Source organism: Microbacterium sufflavum (assembly GCF_023101165.1).
In the GTDB taxonomy this organism is placed as follows: Bacteria; Actinomycetota; Actinomycetes; order Actinomycetales; family Microbacteriaceae; genus Microbacterium; species Microbacterium sufflavum.
Genome location: NZ_CP078076.1, coordinates 2,235,648 through 2,251,840, shown reverse-complemented (window position 1 = coordinate 2,251,840; position 16,193 = coordinate 2,235,648). Strand labels below are relative to the sequence as shown.

19 protein-coding genes are annotated in these 16,193 nt (G+C 71.4%); 9 read left to right on the top strand and 10 right to left on the bottom strand.

Annotated elements, in window-relative coordinates; all coding sequences use genetic code 11:
* Positions 1-82: 82 nt before the first annotated feature.
* Positions 83-1,558: an MDR family MFS transporter gene (locus KV394_RS10975; protein ID WP_247981445.1), complete on the top strand. Its 1,476-nt coding sequence runs from the start codon at positions 83-85 to the stop codon at positions 1,556-1,558.
* Between the two features lie 29 nt (positions 1,559-1,587).
* On the opposite strand, the gene KV394_RS10970 is transcribed toward KV394_RS10975, so the two are convergent.
* Complete coding sequence (locus KV394_RS10970) at positions 1,588-1,734, bottom strand: hypothetical protein (RefSeq protein ID WP_168387113.1); 147 nt, start codon at positions 1,732-1,734, stop codon at positions 1,588-1,590.
* A 125-nt stretch (positions 1,735-1,859) separates the two neighbouring features.
* Here KV394_RS10970 and KV394_RS10965 point away from each other — a divergent pair, with 125 nt between their 5' ends.
* Together KV394_RS10965 and KV394_RS10960 are read left to right on the top strand one after the other, a co-directional pair.
* The gene (locus tag KV394_RS10965) at positions 1,860-2,471 is read left to right on the top strand and encodes a carboxymuconolactone decarboxylase family protein (protein ID WP_247981444.1); all 612 of its coding nucleotides are present in this window, start codon (positions 1,860-1,862) and stop codon (positions 2,469-2,471) included.
* 22 nt (positions 2,472-2,493) lie between these two features.
* A complete protein-coding gene (locus KV394_RS10960; RefSeq protein ID WP_247981443.1) occupies positions 2,494-3,069 on the top strand; it encodes a 1-acyl-sn-glycerol-3-phosphate acyltransferase in 576 nt (191 codons plus the stop codon).
* Between the two features lie 22 nt (positions 3,070-3,091).
* On the opposite strand, the gene KV394_RS10955 is transcribed toward KV394_RS10960, so the two are convergent.
* Positions 3,092-3,295 carry a hypothetical protein gene (locus KV394_RS10955; protein WP_136033511.1) on the bottom strand — a complete coding sequence of 68 codons (204 nt, stop codon included), beginning with the start codon at positions 3,293-3,295 and terminating at the stop codon, positions 3,092-3,094.
* Between the two features lie 81 nt (positions 3,296-3,376).
* Between KV394_RS10955 and KV394_RS10950 the strand changes: the two genes are divergently transcribed.
* The gene (locus tag KV394_RS10950; protein WP_206251533.1) at positions 3,377-3,901 is read left to right on the top strand and encodes a DUF6328 family protein; all 525 of its coding nucleotides are present in this window, start codon (positions 3,377-3,379) and stop codon (positions 3,899-3,901) included.
* Positions 3,902-3,959: 58 nt separating this feature from the next.
* Here the strand turns inward: KV394_RS10950 and KV394_RS10945 are convergent, their stop codons facing one another.
* Positions 3,960-4,511 carry a Dps family protein gene (locus KV394_RS10945; RefSeq protein ID WP_247981442.1) on the bottom strand — a complete coding sequence of 184 codons (552 nt, stop codon included), beginning with the start codon at positions 4,509-4,511 and terminating at the stop codon, positions 3,960-3,962.
* Between the two features lie 119 nt (positions 4,512-4,630).
* Here KV394_RS10945 and KV394_RS10940 point away from each other — a divergent pair, with 119 nt between their 5' ends.
* Entirely contained in the window at positions 4,631-5,119 is a 489-nt protein-coding gene (locus KV394_RS10940; protein WP_205812608.1) for a GNAT family N-acetyltransferase, read from the top strand.
* 106 nt (positions 5,120-5,225) lie between these two features.
* Positions 5,226-5,525, top strand: coding sequence for a Fe-S cluster assembly protein HesB (locus tag KV394_RS10935; RefSeq protein WP_247981441.1), 300 nt, complete (start codon positions 5,226-5,228; stop codon positions 5,523-5,525).
* Positions 5,526-5,574: 49 nt separating this feature from the next.
* On the opposite strand, the gene KV394_RS10930 is transcribed toward KV394_RS10935, so the two are convergent.
* On the bottom strand, positions 5,575-6,144 hold the full coding sequence (locus KV394_RS10930) for an alpha/beta fold hydrolase (protein ID WP_247981440.1): 570 nt from the start codon (positions 6,142-6,144) through the stop codon (positions 5,575-5,577).
* A gap of 146 nt (positions 6,145-6,290) precedes the next feature.
* The gene (locus KV394_RS10925) at positions 6,291-7,688 is read right to left on the bottom strand and encodes a M20/M25/M40 family metallo-hydrolase (RefSeq protein WP_247981439.1); all 1,398 of its coding nucleotides are present in this window, start codon (positions 7,686-7,688) and stop codon (positions 6,291-6,293) included.
* Positions 7,689-7,965: 277 nt separating this feature from the next.
* Here KV394_RS10925 and KV394_RS10920 point away from each other — a divergent pair, with 277 nt between their 5' ends.
* On the top strand, positions 7,966-10,323 hold the full coding sequence (locus KV394_RS10920) for a glycoside hydrolase family 65 protein (RefSeq protein WP_247981438.1): 2,358 nt from the start codon (positions 7,966-7,968) through the stop codon (positions 10,321-10,323).
* A 21-nt stretch (positions 10,324-10,344) separates the two neighbouring features.
* Here KV394_RS10920 and KV394_RS10915 read toward each other — a convergent pair whose 3' ends face one another.
* From KV394_RS10915 to KV394_RS10905, 3 genes are read right to left on the bottom strand one after another with little or no spacing between them, the layout of a single operon-like run.
* Positions 10,345-10,656, bottom strand: coding sequence for a DUF7882 family protein (locus KV394_RS10915; protein ID WP_136044587.1), 312 nt, complete (start codon positions 10,654-10,656; stop codon positions 10,345-10,347).
* A gap of 47 nt (positions 10,657-10,703) precedes the next feature.
* Positions 10,704-11,777, bottom strand: a complete 1,074-nt coding sequence (ychF, locus tag KV394_RS10910; protein ID WP_247981437.1) for a redox-regulated ATPase YchF — start codon at positions 11,775-11,777, stop codon at positions 10,704-10,706.
* A gap of 43 nt (positions 11,778-11,820) precedes the next feature.
* The gene (locus KV394_RS10905; RefSeq protein WP_206251538.1) at positions 11,821-12,561 is read right to left on the bottom strand and encodes a class I SAM-dependent methyltransferase; all 741 of its coding nucleotides are present in this window, start codon (positions 12,559-12,561) and stop codon (positions 11,821-11,823) included.
* Between the two features lie 59 nt (positions 12,562-12,620).
* On the opposite strand from KV394_RS10905, the gene KV394_RS10900 reads away from it, so the two are divergent.
* The gene (locus KV394_RS10900) at positions 12,621-13,214 is read left to right on the top strand and encodes a 3'-5' exonuclease (protein ID WP_206251539.1); all 594 of its coding nucleotides are present in this window, start codon (positions 12,621-12,623) and stop codon (positions 13,212-13,214) included.
* A gap of 55 nt (positions 13,215-13,269) precedes the next feature.
* Positions 13,270-14,670, top strand: a complete 1,401-nt coding sequence (locus KV394_RS10895) for a DNA recombination protein RmuC (protein WP_247981436.1) — start codon at positions 13,270-13,272, stop codon at positions 14,668-14,670.
* 26 nt (positions 14,671-14,696) lie between these two features.
* Here the strand turns inward: KV394_RS10895 and KV394_RS10890 are convergent, their stop codons facing one another.
* A complete protein-coding gene (locus KV394_RS10890; protein ID WP_136033488.1) occupies positions 14,697-14,981 on the bottom strand; it encodes a hypothetical protein in 285 nt (94 codons plus the stop codon).
* Between the two features lie 194 nt (positions 14,982-15,175).
* Positions 15,176-16,162, bottom strand: coding sequence for a class II fructose-bisphosphatase (glpX, locus tag KV394_RS10885; RefSeq protein ID WP_136033486.1), 987 nt, complete (start codon positions 16,160-16,162; stop codon positions 15,176-15,178).
* Positions 16,163-16,193: the final 31 nt, after the last annotated feature.

The window sequence follows — 16,193 nt, the reverse complement described above, 5'->3', positions numbered from 1 at the left end:
AATGTCCGCGGCACCCGTTACGCTGAGTGACTCCTGCGAACTCTCGCGCCTTCCTTCCCCCTCGATGCCCTGGAGGCCGCCCATGTCTGCCGTCGATACCGGCTCCATCTCGACGCCTCCCGCACAGAGCGGTGAGATCCCCCGCCGCGACATGCGCGTGATCTGGCTCCTGCTCGTCGCGGCCTTCGTCGCCATCCTCAACGAGACCACGATGGGGATCGCGATCCCGCACCTCAACACCGACCTGGGCATCCCGCCCGAGCTCGGGCAGTGGCTCACGAGCGCCTTCATGCTCACTATGGCGGTCGTCATCCCGACGACCGGCTTCATCCTGCAGCGCTTCACGACCCGTCAGGTCTTCATCGCCGCGATGACGGCCTTCTCGCTGGGCACCCTGGTCGCGCTGGTCGCGCCCGGCTTCTCGGTGCTGCTGGTCGGCCGGGTGATCCAGGCCGCGGGCACCGGCATCATGATGCCGCTGCTGATGACGACGATCATGAACGTCGTGCCGCCGCAGTCGCGCGGCCGCATGATGGGCCGGGTCGGCCTCGTGATCTCGCTCGCCCCCGCCATCGGCCCGACGCTCGCCGGCGCCGTGCTCGATGCGTTCAACTGGCGGGCGCTGTTCGCGATCGTGCTGCCCATCGCCCTCGTGTCGCTCGGCATGGGCGTGAAGTGGATGACGAACCTGGGCGAGACCCGCAAGGCTCCGCTCGACGTGCTGTCGATCCCGCTCGCGGCGCTCGGCTTCGGCGGCATCGTGTTCGGACTCAGCCAGTTCGGCGGCGAGGGCGGCTCGGGCGGCACGGCGGGCGTGATCGCGCTGTCGGTCGGCGCCGTGTCGCTCGCGATGTTCGTGTGGCGTCAGCTGGTGCTGCAGCGCGTGGACGACGCCCTGCTCGACCTCCGGGTGTTCCGCGTCGGCAACTTCTCGCTCGCGGTGATCATCATGACCATCCTGGCGCTGTCGATGTTCGGCACGCTCACGCTGCTCCCGCAGTACCTGCAGAACGTGGCGGGTCTCACGGCGCTGGAGTCGGGGCTGATCCTGCTCCCGGGTTCCGTCCTGATGGGCCTGCTCGGTCCGGTGATGGGCCGCGTGTACGACGCGAAGGGCACGCGCCCGCTGCTCATCCCCGGCACGATCCTGGTCTCGGCGGCGCTGTTCTTCTACTCCACCGTGGGCGAGCACACCGTGTGGTGGCTGCTCATCATCGTGCAGGCGGCCATGTCGGTCGGACTCGCGATGTCGTTCACCCCGCTGTTCTCCTCGTCGCTGGGCTCGCTGCACCGGTCGCTGTACTCGCACGGCTCGGCCGTCCTCAACACGCTGCAGCAGGTGGGCGGTGCGGCCGGAGTCGCGCTGCTCACGGTCACGTACTCGGCGATCCTGCACGCGGGAGAAGACGAGGGTCTGTCGCGGGCGGTCGCGGGGGCACCCGGTGCACGCATGGCGTTCCTCATCGCGGCGATCATCTCGCTCGCGGCGGTGGCGCTCAGCCCGTTCGTTCGCAAGCCCGCCGACGATGCCGGTGAGGGCGGCCTCGGGGGCCACTGACACCGCTCGGGTGTGACGGCGTCTGTCGCCTACCGCGTCGACGGCGCGGGGAGGTGGCAGACGCCGTTGCTGCAGAAGCCGACGGCATCCCCGTCGAGCACCTCGAGCGCGGCGGGGAGCGGCTGCAGCACGGGCGCGGTCTCCTGCTCGGCGTTGCGCGGCGTCTTCTCGGTCATCCTTCGATGGTACGCCCGCCGGAGAGGGACGGCTCCGCGGCCCTACCCGCGGTGCGCGGTCGGGCGTATCCTTCCGGGTGATGCGGGTCAACGCCCCTCCGGCGGGCCCGGACGAGGGAGTCGACATGATCATCCGCACCCCGATGGCGGCCACCGCCGAAGGTCCCGTCGCCGCCATGTACGACAGCGACATCGCCGAGGACGGCTTCGTCTTCGCCCACACCCAGGCGATGGCCGTGAACCCGGAGGCCTACGCGGCCTTCGAGGCCCTCGTCCACGCGGTGGTGCCGTCGATCGGCGTCCGCGTGTACGAGGCGGCCACGCTCGGCGCCGCCCGCGCGATCGGGTCGGCGCACTGCCTCCTGGCGCACGGACGCCGCGCGGTGCGCATCGGCCAGGTCGACGAGGCCGGGCTCGCCGCGTTCGGCGAGGGCGACGACAGCGCCTTCGACCCGGCGGAGCAGGCGGTGATCCGGTACGCCGAGCGGCTCTCCCGCGAGCCGGAGGCCATGACCGACGCCGACTCGCAGCGCCTGCGCGACGCGGGGTTCTCCGACCGGCAGATCGTCGACATCACCCTCGCCGCGGCGGCGCGCAACTACTTCAGCCGGGCGCTGCAGGCCCTCGCTGTGCCGGTGGATCCGATGCCGGGGCTGAGCGTCGCGGTCACCGAGGCCCTGACCGGTGGCACCGCGGCGAGGCGGACCGATGGCTCTGCACCGCCAGCCGATCGATAGGCCGCTCCCCTAGCGTGGACGGATGCTCAGACGACTCCTCGCCCGCGTGTTCTGGGCGTTCAGCCGCTGGACGCTCGCCGGCGGCCGCGCGCCGGACCGCCCCACCGTGCTGATCGGCGCCCCGCACACCTCCAACTGGGACTTCGTCCTGATGCTCGCCATCGCCTGGCGGCTCGGCATCGACGTGCACTGGCTGGGCAAGAAGAGCCTGTTCCACCGCTGGCGCGGCACGATCATGCGACGCCTCGGCGGCATCCCCGTGGATCGCGCCGACCCAGCGAGGGTCGTGGGCGAGGTGGTCGCGCAGGTGCACGCCGGGACCGTGTTCGGCCTGGTGGTGACGCCCGACGGCACCCGCGGCGGGAACGCGTACTGGAAGTCGGGCTTCTACCGCATCGCACGGGAGACCGGCATGCCCGTGACCCTGGGTTTCGTGGACCGCGCGACCATGACGACCGGGCTCGGCCCCACGATGGAGCTGACCGGCGACGTCTCCGCCGACATGGACCGCATCCGCGCGTTCTACGCCGACAAGCACGGCGTCCGTCCCGAGCGGCGGACCGAGCCGCGGCTGCGCGAGGAGACCGGGAGCGCCTGACCGCCCCGGGTCTCCCGCTCGCTCACTCGTCGTCCGGCGCGTGCTTCCGCGCGTACGCGAGGTCGTCCTCGGACAGCGTCTCGATCATGCCGACCACGGCGCCCGTGATCTCCCGGATCTCCTCGCGCACATCCTCGTCCAGGTGCCGGGATCCGCTGCCGATGACCGCACGGCGCGCGTCGTCGGACAACTCCGGCCACCACTCGTCGATCGGGGGAAGCGTCATTTCGAGTCCTTTCGAAAGGGGGCGGCGAGCCGGGGCGCAACCTTCTGGACACGACCGGAGCCGCGCCACGAGACTGAGGCTATGAGAGCAGATGCACGCCGTGGCCCGGACGATCGGGATGACCGCGACGACGGCCGTGACGAGACCCCGAATGAGCGCGCCGACCGCAACTGGGATGAGCTGCTGCAGGAGCTGCGGGTGATGCAGACCGGCACGCAGATCCTCACCGGGTTCCTGCTCGCCGTGGCGTTCCAGCCGCGCTTCACCGACATGGACGAGCTGCAGCGCGATCTGTACGTGGTGCTGGTGGCCCTGGCCGCGATCGCGACCATCCTCGCCCTCGCTCCTGTCGGCATGCACCGGGCGCTGTTCGGCACCCGGCAGAAGCCGGAGCTCGTCCGTATCGCGGCGCGCATCGTTAAGGTGGACCTGGTGGTGATCGGTGCGCTCACGATCGGTGTCACGACGCTCATCGTCGACTTCACCGTGAACCGCACCGCTGGACTCGTCGCGCTGATCGCGGCGCTCGTGCTGGTCACGGGACTGTGGATGGCGCTGCCGGGATTCCTGCGGCGCGCGCGTGCGAGGGCTCGCGCCGACACCTGATCGCCGCCGCCGCGCGCGGGTGCGCGACGGCGACGGCGATGGCTCTCCACTCCGGTCCTCAGCGGCCGGCGGGCCTGCGGTTCTCGGCGCTCACCATCCAGGCGAACTGCTCCAGGCGCTCGATCACGGCGTGCAGCAGATCGGCCGAGGTGGGGTCCTCCTCGTCCACGTCATCGTGCACCCCGCGCAGCGTGGCCACCGTCGCCTCGAGCCGCTCGGTCACGAGGTCGGTCGTCTCGGTGGTCGAGACCTCGCCGGTGGGGAACTCGGGCAGCGTGGTGGTCTTCGCGATGGTGGCGCTGCGACCGTCCGGCACCGCGTGCAGCGCGCGCATCCGCTCTGCGATGGTGTCGCTGAACGTGCGCGCATCCTCGATGATCTCGTCGAGCTGGCGGTGCGTGTCGCGGAAGTTCCTCCCCACGACGTTCCAGTGTGCCTGCTTGCCCTGCAGCGAGAGCTCGATCAGGTCGACGAGCACCGCCTGCAGGTTCGCGGCGAGCGTGGGCGAAGCGGTGAACCCTTTCTCCGCGTTCTGCTGCCGGGTGGTCTTGGCCCGCGTGCTCGCGCCGCTCTTCGCGCCGCCGGTCTTCTTCGTCTTGGTGTCTGCCATGATGTGACCTCCTGCCGCGACCGTAGCCGCCCGCGCCTCGCCGGATCGAGGGGGTTGACACTCGCCGGGCTCACGGTCGAACGTGGCGGAGTCCCCCGGACGCAGAGAGAGGCGGAAGCGTGACCAGCACCGAACAGAACGAGGGCCCCGAGATCGTGATCTCGCCGATCAGCGACGCCGACGCGGGCGAGGTGCTGACCGTCCAGCGCGCGGCCTTCGTGTCGGAAGCGGCGATCTACGGCAGCGTGGACATGCCGCCGCTGACCCAGACGCTCGCGGAGCTGGAGGCCGAGCTGCGGTCCGAGTCCGGTTTCACGGCTCGCGTCGACGGACGGCTGGTCGGCGCGATCCGGTACGTCGAGAAGGACGACCTGCTGCTCATCGGGCGCATCGCCATCGCGCCCGACATGCAGGGCGAGGGCATCGGCCGGCGGTTGCTGGAGGCCGCGGAGCAGGCGTCGCGGGCACCGGTCGCCGAGCTGTTCACGGGAAGCCTCAGCGAGGCGAACATCCGGCTGTACGAGTCGTGCGGCTACGTCGAGCACGAGCGCGTGCCCGACGGGGACGGCACCGCGCAGGTGTTCCTGCGCAAGCGGCTGCGAGAGTAAACGCGAGGCTCGGATGACGCAAGGGGGTGGAGGCTCGCGGCGGTGACGGGGATCGTGGAAGCACGTGTCGCGACCGCGGCACGACCCGACCGGAAAGGAGAGCTTCGTGCTCACCCTCACCGACAACGCCACCGCCATCGTCTCGACCCTCGTGAGTCGACAGAACGACGCGCCGGACGCGGGTCTGCGGATCCACTCCGCCCCGGCTCAGGATGACGCAGGGGCGGCGCACCTCGCCGTCGCCGTGACGGCCGACCCGGAACCGGCGGATCAGGTCGTGGAGGTCCAGGGAACGCGCCTGTTCCTCGACGATGCGGCCGCGGCCGCTCTCGACGACAAGATCCTGGACGCGGGAGTCGACGACGAGGGCTCCGTCTCCTTCGCGGTGCTCCCGCAGGTCGCCTGACCCACGGACTCCGGATGCCGCGGCCGACTCGGTCGCGGCATCCGTGCGTTCAGTCCCAGTCGAGGTACTCCTCGAGCACCACGGCGGTCTCGATCGGGTGTGTCATGGGGAAGAGGTGGCCTCCGCCGTCGATCCGCTTGATGCTCGCGCGCTCGGGAGCGGCGGCCTGCAGGCGCTCGGCGTTCGTCTCCGGGGTGTCCGTGTCGTCGGTCCCCTGGATCAGCAGCACCGGGATCACCGGAGCCAGCGGAACCTCCACGTCCTCCACCCCCAGCAGCGCCAGCCCGTTCACCCGGTCGGGGTGCGCGACGGCGAAGGAGCGGGCGACCGTGCCTCCGAAGCCGTGTCCGCCGATCCAGGTGTCTTCGAGGCCCACGTGGTCGATCACGGCGAGCGCGTCCGCCACGCGGTCGTCGAGCGAGGCGTCGACGCCGTCCGCGCGGTGTCCGATGCGCAGCACGTGGAATCCGGCCTCCTCGGCGAGGTAGTGCCCCACGACACCGAGCACGTCGGCGGCCAGGTCGCGCTCCTGGATGAGCACCAGCTTGACGGGTCCGTCGCCCTCGTCCACGAAGGGGATGGCGCGGCCGTCTGGCTCGAAGATCTGGGTGTCGGTCATCGGCGTCGGTCTCCTCGTGCCGTCGGTGTCAGGGACGCAGGCGGTCGTCCACGCCGGGCTCCTGCGACCCGCGCCGCGGCCGAGACCGCCTGCGTCCAGCGTAGCCCGCCGGGGGCCGCGCCTCCTCCTCGCGACCCCCGGCGGAGTCATCGTGGGCGCCCCAGTTCGCGCCACAGGTGAGCGAGCGTCGCGGCACCGCCCACGAACATCCCCAGGTCGAGACTCTCGTCGCTCGCGTGCCAGTGGTCCTCGGGAAGACCCGTGCCGAGGAAGTGCACGGGAGCGTCGAGGTGTCGCGACAGCCAGTCGGCCGGGCCTCCCCCGGCGTTGCCCATGCGACCCTGCACCGGGATGCCGAATCCGCGGCCGAGGGCCCGTTCGAGCGCGTCGGCCACCTCGCCAGGGGGCGAGACGTACGGCTCCTGGGCGATGTCCTCGTCGACCTCGAGCGTGTAGGTCGCCCCGTCGGGCATCACGGCGGCCACGTGGGAGCGGAGCAGGTCCGCGATGTCCGGGATGCGCTGGTCGGGCACGGTCCGCACACTGAGCGATGCCGTGGCCTCGCGCGGGACGACCGATCGCTCGATGCCGTCCGGATCGCCGGCGAGCAGCGAGATGACCTCGATCGCCGGACGCGTCCACAGACGCTCCAGCGGCGTGAACCCGTCCTCGCCGACGATCGCCCGGGTCTCGGTGCGCGTGATCCAGTCCTGCTCGTCGAACGGCAGGGCGGCGAACTCCGCCCTGCGCTCGGCGGAGGTCTCGGCGACGCGGTCATGGAAGCCGGGGATCGCGATGCGCCCGTCCGGGTGATGCAGTCCGCCGAGCACGCGGGACAGCACGAGCGCCGGGTTGAGCGTGACCCCGGACGCGACACCGCTGTGCACGTCGCGCTCCGGTCCCCTGATCGTGAGCGTCGCCGTCAGCGTGCCGCGCATCGAGGTCACCGGGGCGGGGACATCCACCCGCCACTGGATCGTGTCGGAGAAGACGACGAGATCGCAGGCGAAGCGCTCCGGCTCCTCGTCGAGCAGACGGCGGAGGTTCGGCGATCCGATCTCCTCCTCCCCGTCGATCAGCAGCTTGAGGTTCACGCGCGGGAGCGCGCCGTCGACAGCCGCAACGGCGCGCAGCGCCCAGACGTGCGCGAGCACCTGTCCCTTCGCGTCCGACGCCCCGCGGCCGTACAGTCGTCCGTCGCGGCGCACGGGGGTGAACGGCGCGGTCTCGCTCCACTCCTCCGGTTTGGCGTGGCGTACGTCGTGGTGGCTGTAGACCAGCACGGTGGGAGCCCCAGGGACGGGCGCGCTCTCGCCGTACACCGTCACGGACTCGCCGACCGGAAGGAGGGTCGTGCGCAGTCCCACGTCGCGCAGCTCCCCCGCGATCCATCGGGCGGAGCGCTCCACGTCCTGCCGCCTGTCAGGGTCCGCCGACACCGAGGGAATCGCGACCCAGGCGGAGAGCCGGTCGACGATCTCATCGAGGTTCGCGCGCAGGAAGCCAGCGATCGGGTCCGTGTTCTCCTGAGAATCCTCCGCCATGCGACCACCCTGGTCTGCACCACGGGGCGGGGACCAGGGGTTGACGGCGGGGGCGAGCACCGGCTATCCGCTCGCCGTCGCCCGAGGCGCGAGCGCGGGGGGCCGTCGTCTACCCGACGCGCCGGGCTCGGCGCAACTCCCTCGTCCCCGTGAGGACCCCGCGCTAGCGTCGCAGTTCCCGGTCCTCGGCAGAAGGGAACGCCATGCTCCACGTCGCCCCCGCCCCGCACTTCCCCGAACGGCCCCGCCGTCCGCGCGACGTCCGGACCGCACGGGCATGACGGCGGCGTTCCGCGTCGAACCGTGGGCGGTGAGCATCGCCGGGGTGGATGTCGAGCATCTGGCGCAGGAGGAGTCGGTGTTCGGACTCTCCAACGGGCACATCGGCTGGCGCGGCAACCTCGACGAGGGCGACCCGCGCGGGGTCGCCGGCAGCTACCTCAACGGGGTCTTCGAAGACCATCCGATGCCGTACGCCGAGGACGGCTACGGCTATCCGGAGACCGGGCAGAGCGTGATCAACGTGCCCAACGGGCAGCTCATCCGTCTGCTCGTGGACGATGAGCCGTTCGACGTGGAGCACGGCACGCTGCACCGGCACGAGCGCCGCCTCGATCTGCGGGACGGGACGCTGCACCGCGAGCTGGAGTGGGAGTCGGCGGCGGGTCGGCGCGTGCAGGTCGCGTCCACCCGGCTCGTGTCGCTGCGGCACCGCTCGCTCGCCGCTGTACGGTATCGCGTGACGGCGCTGGAGCCCGTGGCGGTCACGGTCCTGTCGGAGGTGCTGGCGAACGAGCCGCTGCCCTCGCCGCACGCCGATCCCCGTGTGCAGGAGCTGCTCTCCCGTCCGCTTCAGACCGTGGACTCCGCGGTGCTGGGGTCGCGCACCACGCTGCTGCACCGCACCAGGCGCAGCGGCATCCACGTGGCGGTGAGCGCCGATCACACGGTTTCCTCGACCGCCGCTACCGTGCCCACGGTCACGGTGGAGGCCGACCGCGACCTGGCGCGCACCCGCATCCATGTGGCTCTGGCGGCGGGCGAGGAGCTCGAGGTCGTGAAGTTCGTGGGCCACGAGTGGTCGGACTCGCTGACGCCCCAGACGCTTCGCGACCGCGCGGACGAGGCCGTCGAGGAGGCCGTGCGCCTCGGGTGGGAGGCGGTCGCGACGGGACAGCGCGAGGCGCTCGATGCGTACTGGGAGTGCGGCGACGTGCGGGTCGAGGGCGACCCCCGTCTGCAGCAGGCCGTGCGGTACGCGCTCTTCCAGGTGTTCCAGGCGGCGGCGCGTGCCGAGGTGCGCTCCGTGCCGGGCAAGGGCCTCACGGGTTCCGGCTACGAGGGGCACACGTTCTGGGACTTCGAGGCGTTCGTGCTCCCCGTGCTCACCTCGACCGCGCCCGACGTGGCCCTGCAGGCGCTGCGCTGGCGGTACGCGACGCTCGATCACGCCCGCGAACGCGCGCGCACTCTGCACCTGGACGGGGCGACCTTCGCCTGGCGCACGATCGACGGCCGCGAGAGCTCCGGCTACTGGCCGGCCAGCACGGCGGCGTTCCACATCAACGCGGCGGTGGCCGGCGCCGTGATGCAGTACGTCAGGGCCACGGGAGACCGCGACTTCGAGCGCGACGCCGGCGCGGAGATCCTGATCGAGACCGCGCGGCTGTGGCTGTCGCTCGGCCGCTGGGACGATGACGGCGGCTTCCATCTCGACGGGGTCACCGGCCCCGACGAGTACTCCGCGATCGTGGACGACAACACCTACACGAACCTGGCCGCGCGGCGGAACCTGCGCGGCGCGGTGGCCGCGGCCCGACGCCACATCGAGGTCGCGGAGCGGCTCGGGGTCGACGACGCCGAGGTCTCGCGCTGGAACGACGCCGCTGACGCGATGACGGTGCCGTTCGACGAGCGGCGCCGCGTGCACGAGCAGTTCGCGGGGTCGACGCGGCATGCCGTGTGGGACTTCGACGCCACGCGACCCGAGCAGTACCCGCTGCACAGTCACTTCCCGTACTTCGACCTGTACCGGAAGCAGGTCGCGAAGCAGGCCGACCTGGTGCTCGCGCTGTACACGGAGCACGAGGAGTTCACGCGGGAGGAGAAGGCCAGGGCGTTCGCGTACTACGAGGCCCTCACGGTGCGCGACTCCTCACTCTCGGCCATGGCGCAGGCGGTGATCGCGGCGGAGCTCTGGCACCTCGACCTCGCCGCGGCGTACCTCGCGGAGCTCGCCGCGCTCGACCTCGACGACCTCCACGGCAACACCGCCGAGGGACTCCACATCGCGGCGCTCGCGGGCATCTGGACCGGTATCACCGCGGGCTACGGGGGCATGCGCGACAGCGACGCCGGCCTCTCGTTCCACCCCCGGCTCCCCCGCAACATCACGCGGCTCGGGTTCGGCGTGCGCCTGCACGGGTGCATCCTGCACGTCGACATCACGCCCGACGACACGACCTACCGCCTGAGCGCGGGCGACCCCGTCACGGTGCGGCACGCGGGCCGAGCGGTGCAGCTCACCGCGGGCGAGCCCGTGACCCTGCCCACGCCGCCACCGGAGTCCCCGCTCACCCCCGAGCCGTCGCAGCCGCGCTGGCGGGAGCCCGGAGAAGCGCGCGAGGACGGGTGAGCCCGCACGCACGACCTCGTGTCAGGCCGAGCGATCGTCGTCGCTGAGCTCGTCGAGCACGAGCTCGCCCCGGGCGTTCAGGCGCTCCATCATGCGCTCGAGCCGCGCCGGGTCGATCTTCGGCGGCGGCTCCTCGTCGAACTCCAGGACCAGCGGGATGCTCGGGTGCATCCACGCCGAGAGGCGCCCGGGATGCTTCTTCCCCGAGGGCCACGTCATCATGAAGCTCTCCTGTCGGCGGAGCTTCGTCGAGATCACGATCTTCAGATGCACCAGGACGTCGTCGTCGACCTCGATCGGCGGCCGCGAGCTGTTGTACTCCAGCTTTCCCATGATCGAACTCTAAGCGTTCCCAGGAACACCGGCGACCACTTCCCGCATCAGTTGTTGAAGCGGAATTCGACGACGTCGCCGTCCTGCATGACGTAGTCCTTGCCCTCCAGCCGGGCCTTGCCCTTCGCGCGGGCCTCCTGCACGGAGCCGGTGGCGACGAGGTCGTCGAACGACACGATCTCGGCCTTGATGAAGCCCTTCTCGAAGTCGGTGTGGATCACGCCGGCGGCCTGCGGGGCCTTCCATCCCTTGCCGATCGTCCACGCCCGCGCTTCCTTCGGTCCGGCGGTGAGGTACGTCTGGAGCCCGAGGGTGTCGAAGCCGATGCGCGCGAGCTGGTCGAGGCCGGACTCCTCCTGGCCCGTCGAGGCGAGCAGCTCGGCCGCGTCCTCCGGGTCCAGGTCCTTCAGTTCCGACTCGATCTTGGCGTCGAGGAAGATCGCCTGCGCGGGCGCGACCAGGGCCGCGAGCTCCGCCTTGCGCGCGTCGTCGGTGAGCACGGTTTCGTCGACGTTGAACACGAAGATGACCGGCTTGACGGTCAGCAGGCCGAGCTCGCGGATCGGCGCGAGGTCGAGGCCGCTCGTGGACAGCAGCACGCCGCGCTCCAGCGCGTCCTTCGCCGCCTGCGCCGCTTCGAGGACCGACGGGTCGATCTTCTTCCCGCGTACCTCCTTCTCGTACCGGGTGATCGCCTTCTCGACGGTCTGCAGATCGGCGAGCATGAGCTCGGCGTTGATGGTCTCCATGTCGGACGCCGGGTTCACCGCGCCGTCGACGTGCACCACGTCGTCGTCGGAGAAGCCGCGCACGACCTGGGCGATCGCGTCCGCCTCACGGATGTTCGCGAGGAACTGGTTGCCGAGCCCCTCTCCCTCGCTGGCTCCGCGCACGATGCCCGCGATGTCGACGAACGACACGGCGGCGGGGAGGATGCGCTCGCTGCCGAAGATCTCGGCGAGCTTCTCGAGCCGCGGGTCGGGCAGGTTCACCACGCCGACGTTCGGCTCGATCGTCGCGAACGGGTAGTTCGCCGCGAGCACGTCGTTCTTGGTGAGAGCGTTGAAGAGGGTGGACTTGCCGACGTTGGGCAGGCCGACGATACCGATAGTGAGAGCCACGGGGTACGAGTCTACCTGGGGGCAATGATGCTGCCGCGCGGGCTCAGTCGCGCACGGCGCGGAACGCCCTCGTCACGTACGGCAGCTCGATCGTGGCGTCGTCGTACAGCCCCAGCTCGTCGAACAGGGCGTCCATGTCGCGCCGGATACGCGCCTTCTCCGCGTCGTCGGCCGTGATGACGTAGCTGCGCGACGACGCCATGCGGTGCATCACCTCGCGCGTCACCGGACGCACCCACTCCCAGCGCTCCTGCTCCAGCCCGCCGAACGGCGCGGCCACCACGGGATCGCCCGCGGCGAGCATGATCTCGGCGTTGCTGCCGTGCATGATGTCGGTCAGGCGACGCACCCAGTCCACACGCTCATCGCGCAGGTTCCAGACCAGCCCGAGCACCCCGCCGGGGCGCACGACGCGGCCGATCTCCGCGGAGGCCGCGACCGGATCGACCCAGTGCCATGCCTGGCCCAGCACCACCGCGTCGACGCTCGCGTCGGGCAGCGGGAGGCGCTCGGCCGTGCCGACGAAAGTGGGCACTCCGGGCACCGCGTCGCGCAGGGCGGCGAGCATCGCGGGATCCGGATCCACCGCGACGACCTCCGCGCCCTCCCCCGCGACGAGGGCACGGGTGAGCTTGCCGGTGCCCGCGCCGACGTCGGCGATACGGCGGGCTCCTGCCGGCGCGCGGTCGAGCATCCACGTGACCGCCTCGAACGGGTACTCGGGGCGACCGACCTCGTAGCTGCCCGCCTGGCCGCCGAAGGAGGTCGCCTGCTCGTCGCTCATGTGGCCAGCCTACGGCGAGTCTGCGACCCGACGTCGGAGGCCCGGGAGAGAGTGAAGACGTGCCACTGGACTTCACTGCGATCGACTTCGAGACCGCGAACTCCAGCCCGGCCTCCGCCTGCGCCGTCGGACTCGTCCGCGTGCGCGGCGGCGAGGTCGTCGCCACCGCGGGCTGGCTCATCCAGCCGCCGCCCGGTCACGACGAGTTCATGGAGTGGAACGTCCGCATCCACGGCATCCGGCCGGAGCACGTCGCGACGGCCTCCTCCTGGGCGGATCAGTTCGACCGTCTGTGCGCCTTCGCCGGTGCCGACGTGCTCGTGGCGCACAACGCCGGATTCGACCTCAACGTGCTGCGCCGTGCGGCGGAGGCCACGGGTCAGATCTGCCCGCCCTACCGCTCACTCTGCAGCCTGCAGGTGGCCCGCAAGACCTACCAGCTCGACTCCTACCGGCTCCCGCTCGCCGCGGCCGCCGCCGGGTACGAGGAGTTCTCCCATCACGATGCCCTCGCCGACGCCCGCGCATGCGCGCACATCGTGGTCGATGCCGCTCGGCGCGCCGCGGCCGCCGACGTCTTCGCCCTCGCCGACGCCCTGAGCCTGCGGGTGACCGAGCCCGCCCTCCCCGCCCTGGAGCGCGCGGTCGCCTGAGACCGCTCAGCGGTGCCTCCCGGCGAATGTCCGACCCCGGGGGCACGATGGGCCCATGGATGCGCTGACGATCGTTCTGCTCCTCGTGGCCGTGGCCGCGGGCGTCGCCCTGGGCTGGTTCCTGCGCGCGAGTCGGGGCGCCGCCGAGCTCGCCCGTGCCGAGGCCGAACTCGCGGCCGCCCGTGACGACCGCGACCGGCAGTACGACCTGTATCGCGACGCGGTCGAGCACGGCCGCGCGGAGCAGCGCGCCGAGGCCCTGCGTGTGCAGCAGCAGAACGCCGTGCTGCAGGCGCTCGCCCCGGTGCGCGAGAGTCTGCAGCAGATGCAGTCCAAGGTCGCGGCCATCGAGCACGAGCGGCACGAGCAGTTCGGCACCCTCGCGGAACAGCTGCGGCGTGCGCAGGAGTCCGACGAGGCCCTGCGCGCGACCACGGAGTCGCTCGCCGGAGCGCTGAAGTCGACCGCGACGCGCGGGGTGTGGGGCGAAGCACAGCTGCGCCGGGTGGTGGAGGCCGCCGGGCTCACGCGCCACGTCGACTTCGATCTGCAGACCACGATCTCCTCGGACCGCGGGCAGGGGCGCCCCGACATGGTCGTGCGGCTCGCCGGCGGCACGTCGATCGCGGTCGACGCGAAGGTTCCGCTCGACGCCTACCTCGAGGCCTCGGCGCTGCCCGTTGGCGACGCGCACGAGGCGCAGCGTCGCGCACACCTCCAGAAGCACGTGAAGGCCGTGCGCGCACACGTCGACGCCCTGGCGAAGAAGGCGTACTGGTCGGGCCTCGACGCGAGTCCCGAGTTCGTGATCTGCTTCCTGCCGAGCGAGTCGCTGCTCGCGACGGCCATCGACGAAGACCCGACGCTGCTCGACTACGCCTTCAGCCGCCATGTGGCCCTCGCCTCCCCCGTCAACCTGTGGGCCGTGCTGAAGACCGTCGCCTACACGTGGACGCAGCAGGAGGTGTCGACCGAAGCACGTCGTCTGCTGACCCTGGGCACGCAGCTCTACGAGCGCCTCGGCACGCTCGCCGGTCATGCCGACGATCTGCGCCGTGCGCTCGAGCGCACGGTCGACAGCTACAACCGGTTCGCGGGGTCCCTCGAGTCGCGTGTGCTCGTGACGGCGCGGCAGTTCCCCGGAGTGGACGCGTCCGCGCTCAGCGCTCCGCCCGTCGTCACAGCGGACGGTCGTCGCTTCACCGCGGCGGAGCTGATCGGCACCGGTGGGGCCGGGCCGACCGTCGATGCCGCGCCGACCTCCGAAGCCGCGGCGGCGGTCGAACCCGCATCCACGGCCGTGCCGGTGGACAGCGGCGTGTCACGCACGGCCTCCGGAGCAGCGGAGCCCGCGGCAGCGCCGGGCGAGACCCCGGACCTCCTGGACGGCCTCAGGGCCGACGTCGGCGAGGTGCGACGACGCCTGGATGAGGCGCAGACGTCCCGCCACGAATGAGCCGGAACGGCCAGGACGAGGACGCGTCAGGCGACGCCGGGCACGCCGCTGAGCAGCAGGATGACGAGGCCGCTTGTGGCGAGGAAGGCGCCGATCATCCACCAGGCGCTGATCTCGTGGCCCTCGTCACGTCGAACGCGGAACAGCACGTCGGCCCGACGAGCCGGGTCGACCTGCGGTTTCGCGGGGGCGGCCGGTGTGGTCACGGCGGCCTCGGCATCGGCGCTCACCCGGAGGATGCGTCCCGTGTTGGTGGTGATGATCTTGGTCGGTGCGGCGCTGGTCGAGCCACTCGTGTGCTGCGTTGTCATGCGTTCGCCCTCCTGTGCCTGCGGTGCCTGGCGGCTCCGTCGACGGCGACAAACCCAGTGACAATTGTGACACGACGCCTCGCGCGACCGGTGCCACGGGTCGCGCGCGCCGGTACCGGCTCGATAACGATGGCGTCGCCCGAGACGGGCAGCCTTCGAGCTCAGAGCAGTCGATCAGCCGCGGAAGGAAGTGGTCACAGCCACTTCGACACGAGGTGCTCCGAGGCGATGCGGCGCAGTGTTCCCGAGGCCCCGCGCAGCACGACGCTCTCCGTGTAGACGTAGCCGCGCTCCCGGCGCACCCCCGCCACGAGCTGCCCGTCGGTGACGCCCGTCGCCACGAAGATCGTGTTGTTGCCGCGCACGAGGTCGTCCGCCTCGTACACCCTGTCCATGTCGAGTCCCGCGTCGATCCCGCGCTGGCGCTCGTCGTCGTCCCGCGGCCACAGCCGCCCCTGGATGTGACCGCCGAGGGCCTTGATGGCGCACGCGGTGACGATGCCCTCGGGGCTCCCGCCCACGCCCACGCACATGTCGGTGCGCGCATCGTGGCGGGCCGCGTTGATCCCGCCGGCCACATCGCCGTCGCTCATCAGCCGGGTGCCGGCGCCCGCGTCGCGGATGTCCTGGATCAGCTGCTCGTGCCGTGGACGGTTCAGCACCGACACCACGATCTCGTCGACCGGCTTGTCGAGCGCGCCCGCGAGCCGGCGGATGTTCTCGCCGATCGGGAGCCGGATGTCGACCACGCCCACGCCCGCCGGTCCCGTCACGAGCTTGTCCATGTAGAAGACGCTGGACGCGTCGAGCATCGTGTCGCGGTCGGACACCGCGATCACGGAGAGGGCGTTCTGTCGCCCGGCGGCGGTGAGGGACGTGCCGTCGATGGGGTCGACCGCGATGTCGCACAGCGGGCCCTGCCCGGTACCGACGACCTCGCCGTTGAACAGCATCGGAGCGTTGTCCTTCTCCCCCTCGCCGATCACCACGCGGCCCTGGAAGTCGACCGTGCCGAGGAACGCGCGCATCGCGTCGACCGCGGCACCGTCGGCCGCCTCCTTCGCGCCGCGACCGATGAAGGGCACGGCGCGGATCGCTGCCGCCTCCGTCGCGCGGACGAGCTCCATCGCCAGGTTACGGTCGGGACGGAGCGGGCTCAGGTCGGCAGTCAGACTCACCATGCGGCCAGCCTAGCTACGTGGGCGCGCGAAC

Coding starts and splice junctions, on each gene's coding strand:
- KV394_RS10975 (WP_247981445.1), top strand. CDS start 83: ATGTCTGCCGTCGATACCGGCTCCATCTCGACGCCTCCCGCACAGAGC.
- KV394_RS10970 (WP_168387113.1), bottom strand. CDS start 1,734: ATGACCGAGAAGACGCCGCGCAACGCCGAGCAGGAGACCGCGCCCGTG.
- KV394_RS10965 (WP_247981444.1), top strand. CDS start 1,860: ATGATCATCCGCACCCCGATGGCGGCCACCGCCGAAGGTCCCGTCGCC.
- KV394_RS10960 (WP_247981443.1), top strand. CDS start 2,494: ATGCTCAGACGACTCCTCGCCCGCGTGTTCTGGGCGTTCAGCCGCTGG.
- KV394_RS10955 (WP_136033511.1), bottom strand. CDS start 3,295: ATGACGCTTCCCCCGATCGACGAGTGGTGGCCGGAGTTGTCCGACGAC.
- KV394_RS10950 (WP_206251533.1), top strand. CDS start 3,377: ATGAGAGCAGATGCACGCCGTGGCCCGGACGATCGGGATGACCGCGAC.
- KV394_RS10945 (WP_247981442.1), bottom strand. CDS start 4,511: ATGGCAGACACCAAGACGAAGAAGACCGGCGGCGCGAAGAGCGGCGCG.
- KV394_RS10930 (WP_247981440.1), bottom strand. CDS start 6,144: ATGACCGACACCCAGATCTTCGAGCCAGACGGCCGCGCCATCCCCTTC.
- KV394_RS10925 (WP_247981439.1), bottom strand. CDS start 7,688: ATGGCGGAGGATTCTCAGGAGAACACGGACCCGATCGCTGGCTTCCTG.
- KV394_RS10920 (WP_247981438.1), top strand. CDS start 7,966: ATGACGGCGGCGTTCCGCGTCGAACCGTGGGCGGTGAGCATCGCCGGG.
- KV394_RS10915 (WP_136044587.1), bottom strand. CDS start 10,656: ATGGGAAAGCTGGAGTACAACAGCTCGCGGCCGCCGATCGAGGTCGAC.
- KV394_RS10905 (WP_206251538.1), bottom strand. CDS start 12,561: ATGAGCGACGAGCAGGCGACCTCCTTCGGCGGCCAGGCGGGCAGCTAC.
- KV394_RS10895 (WP_247981436.1), top strand. CDS start 13,270: ATGGATGCGCTGACGATCGTTCTGCTCCTCGTGGCCGTGGCCGCGGGC.
- KV394_RS10890 (WP_136033488.1), bottom strand. CDS start 14,981: ATGACAACGCAGCACACGAGTGGCTCGACCAGCGCCGCACCGACCAAG.
- glpX (WP_136033486.1), bottom strand. CDS start 16,162: ATGGTGAGTCTGACTGCCGACCTGAGCCCGCTCCGTCCCGACCGTAAC.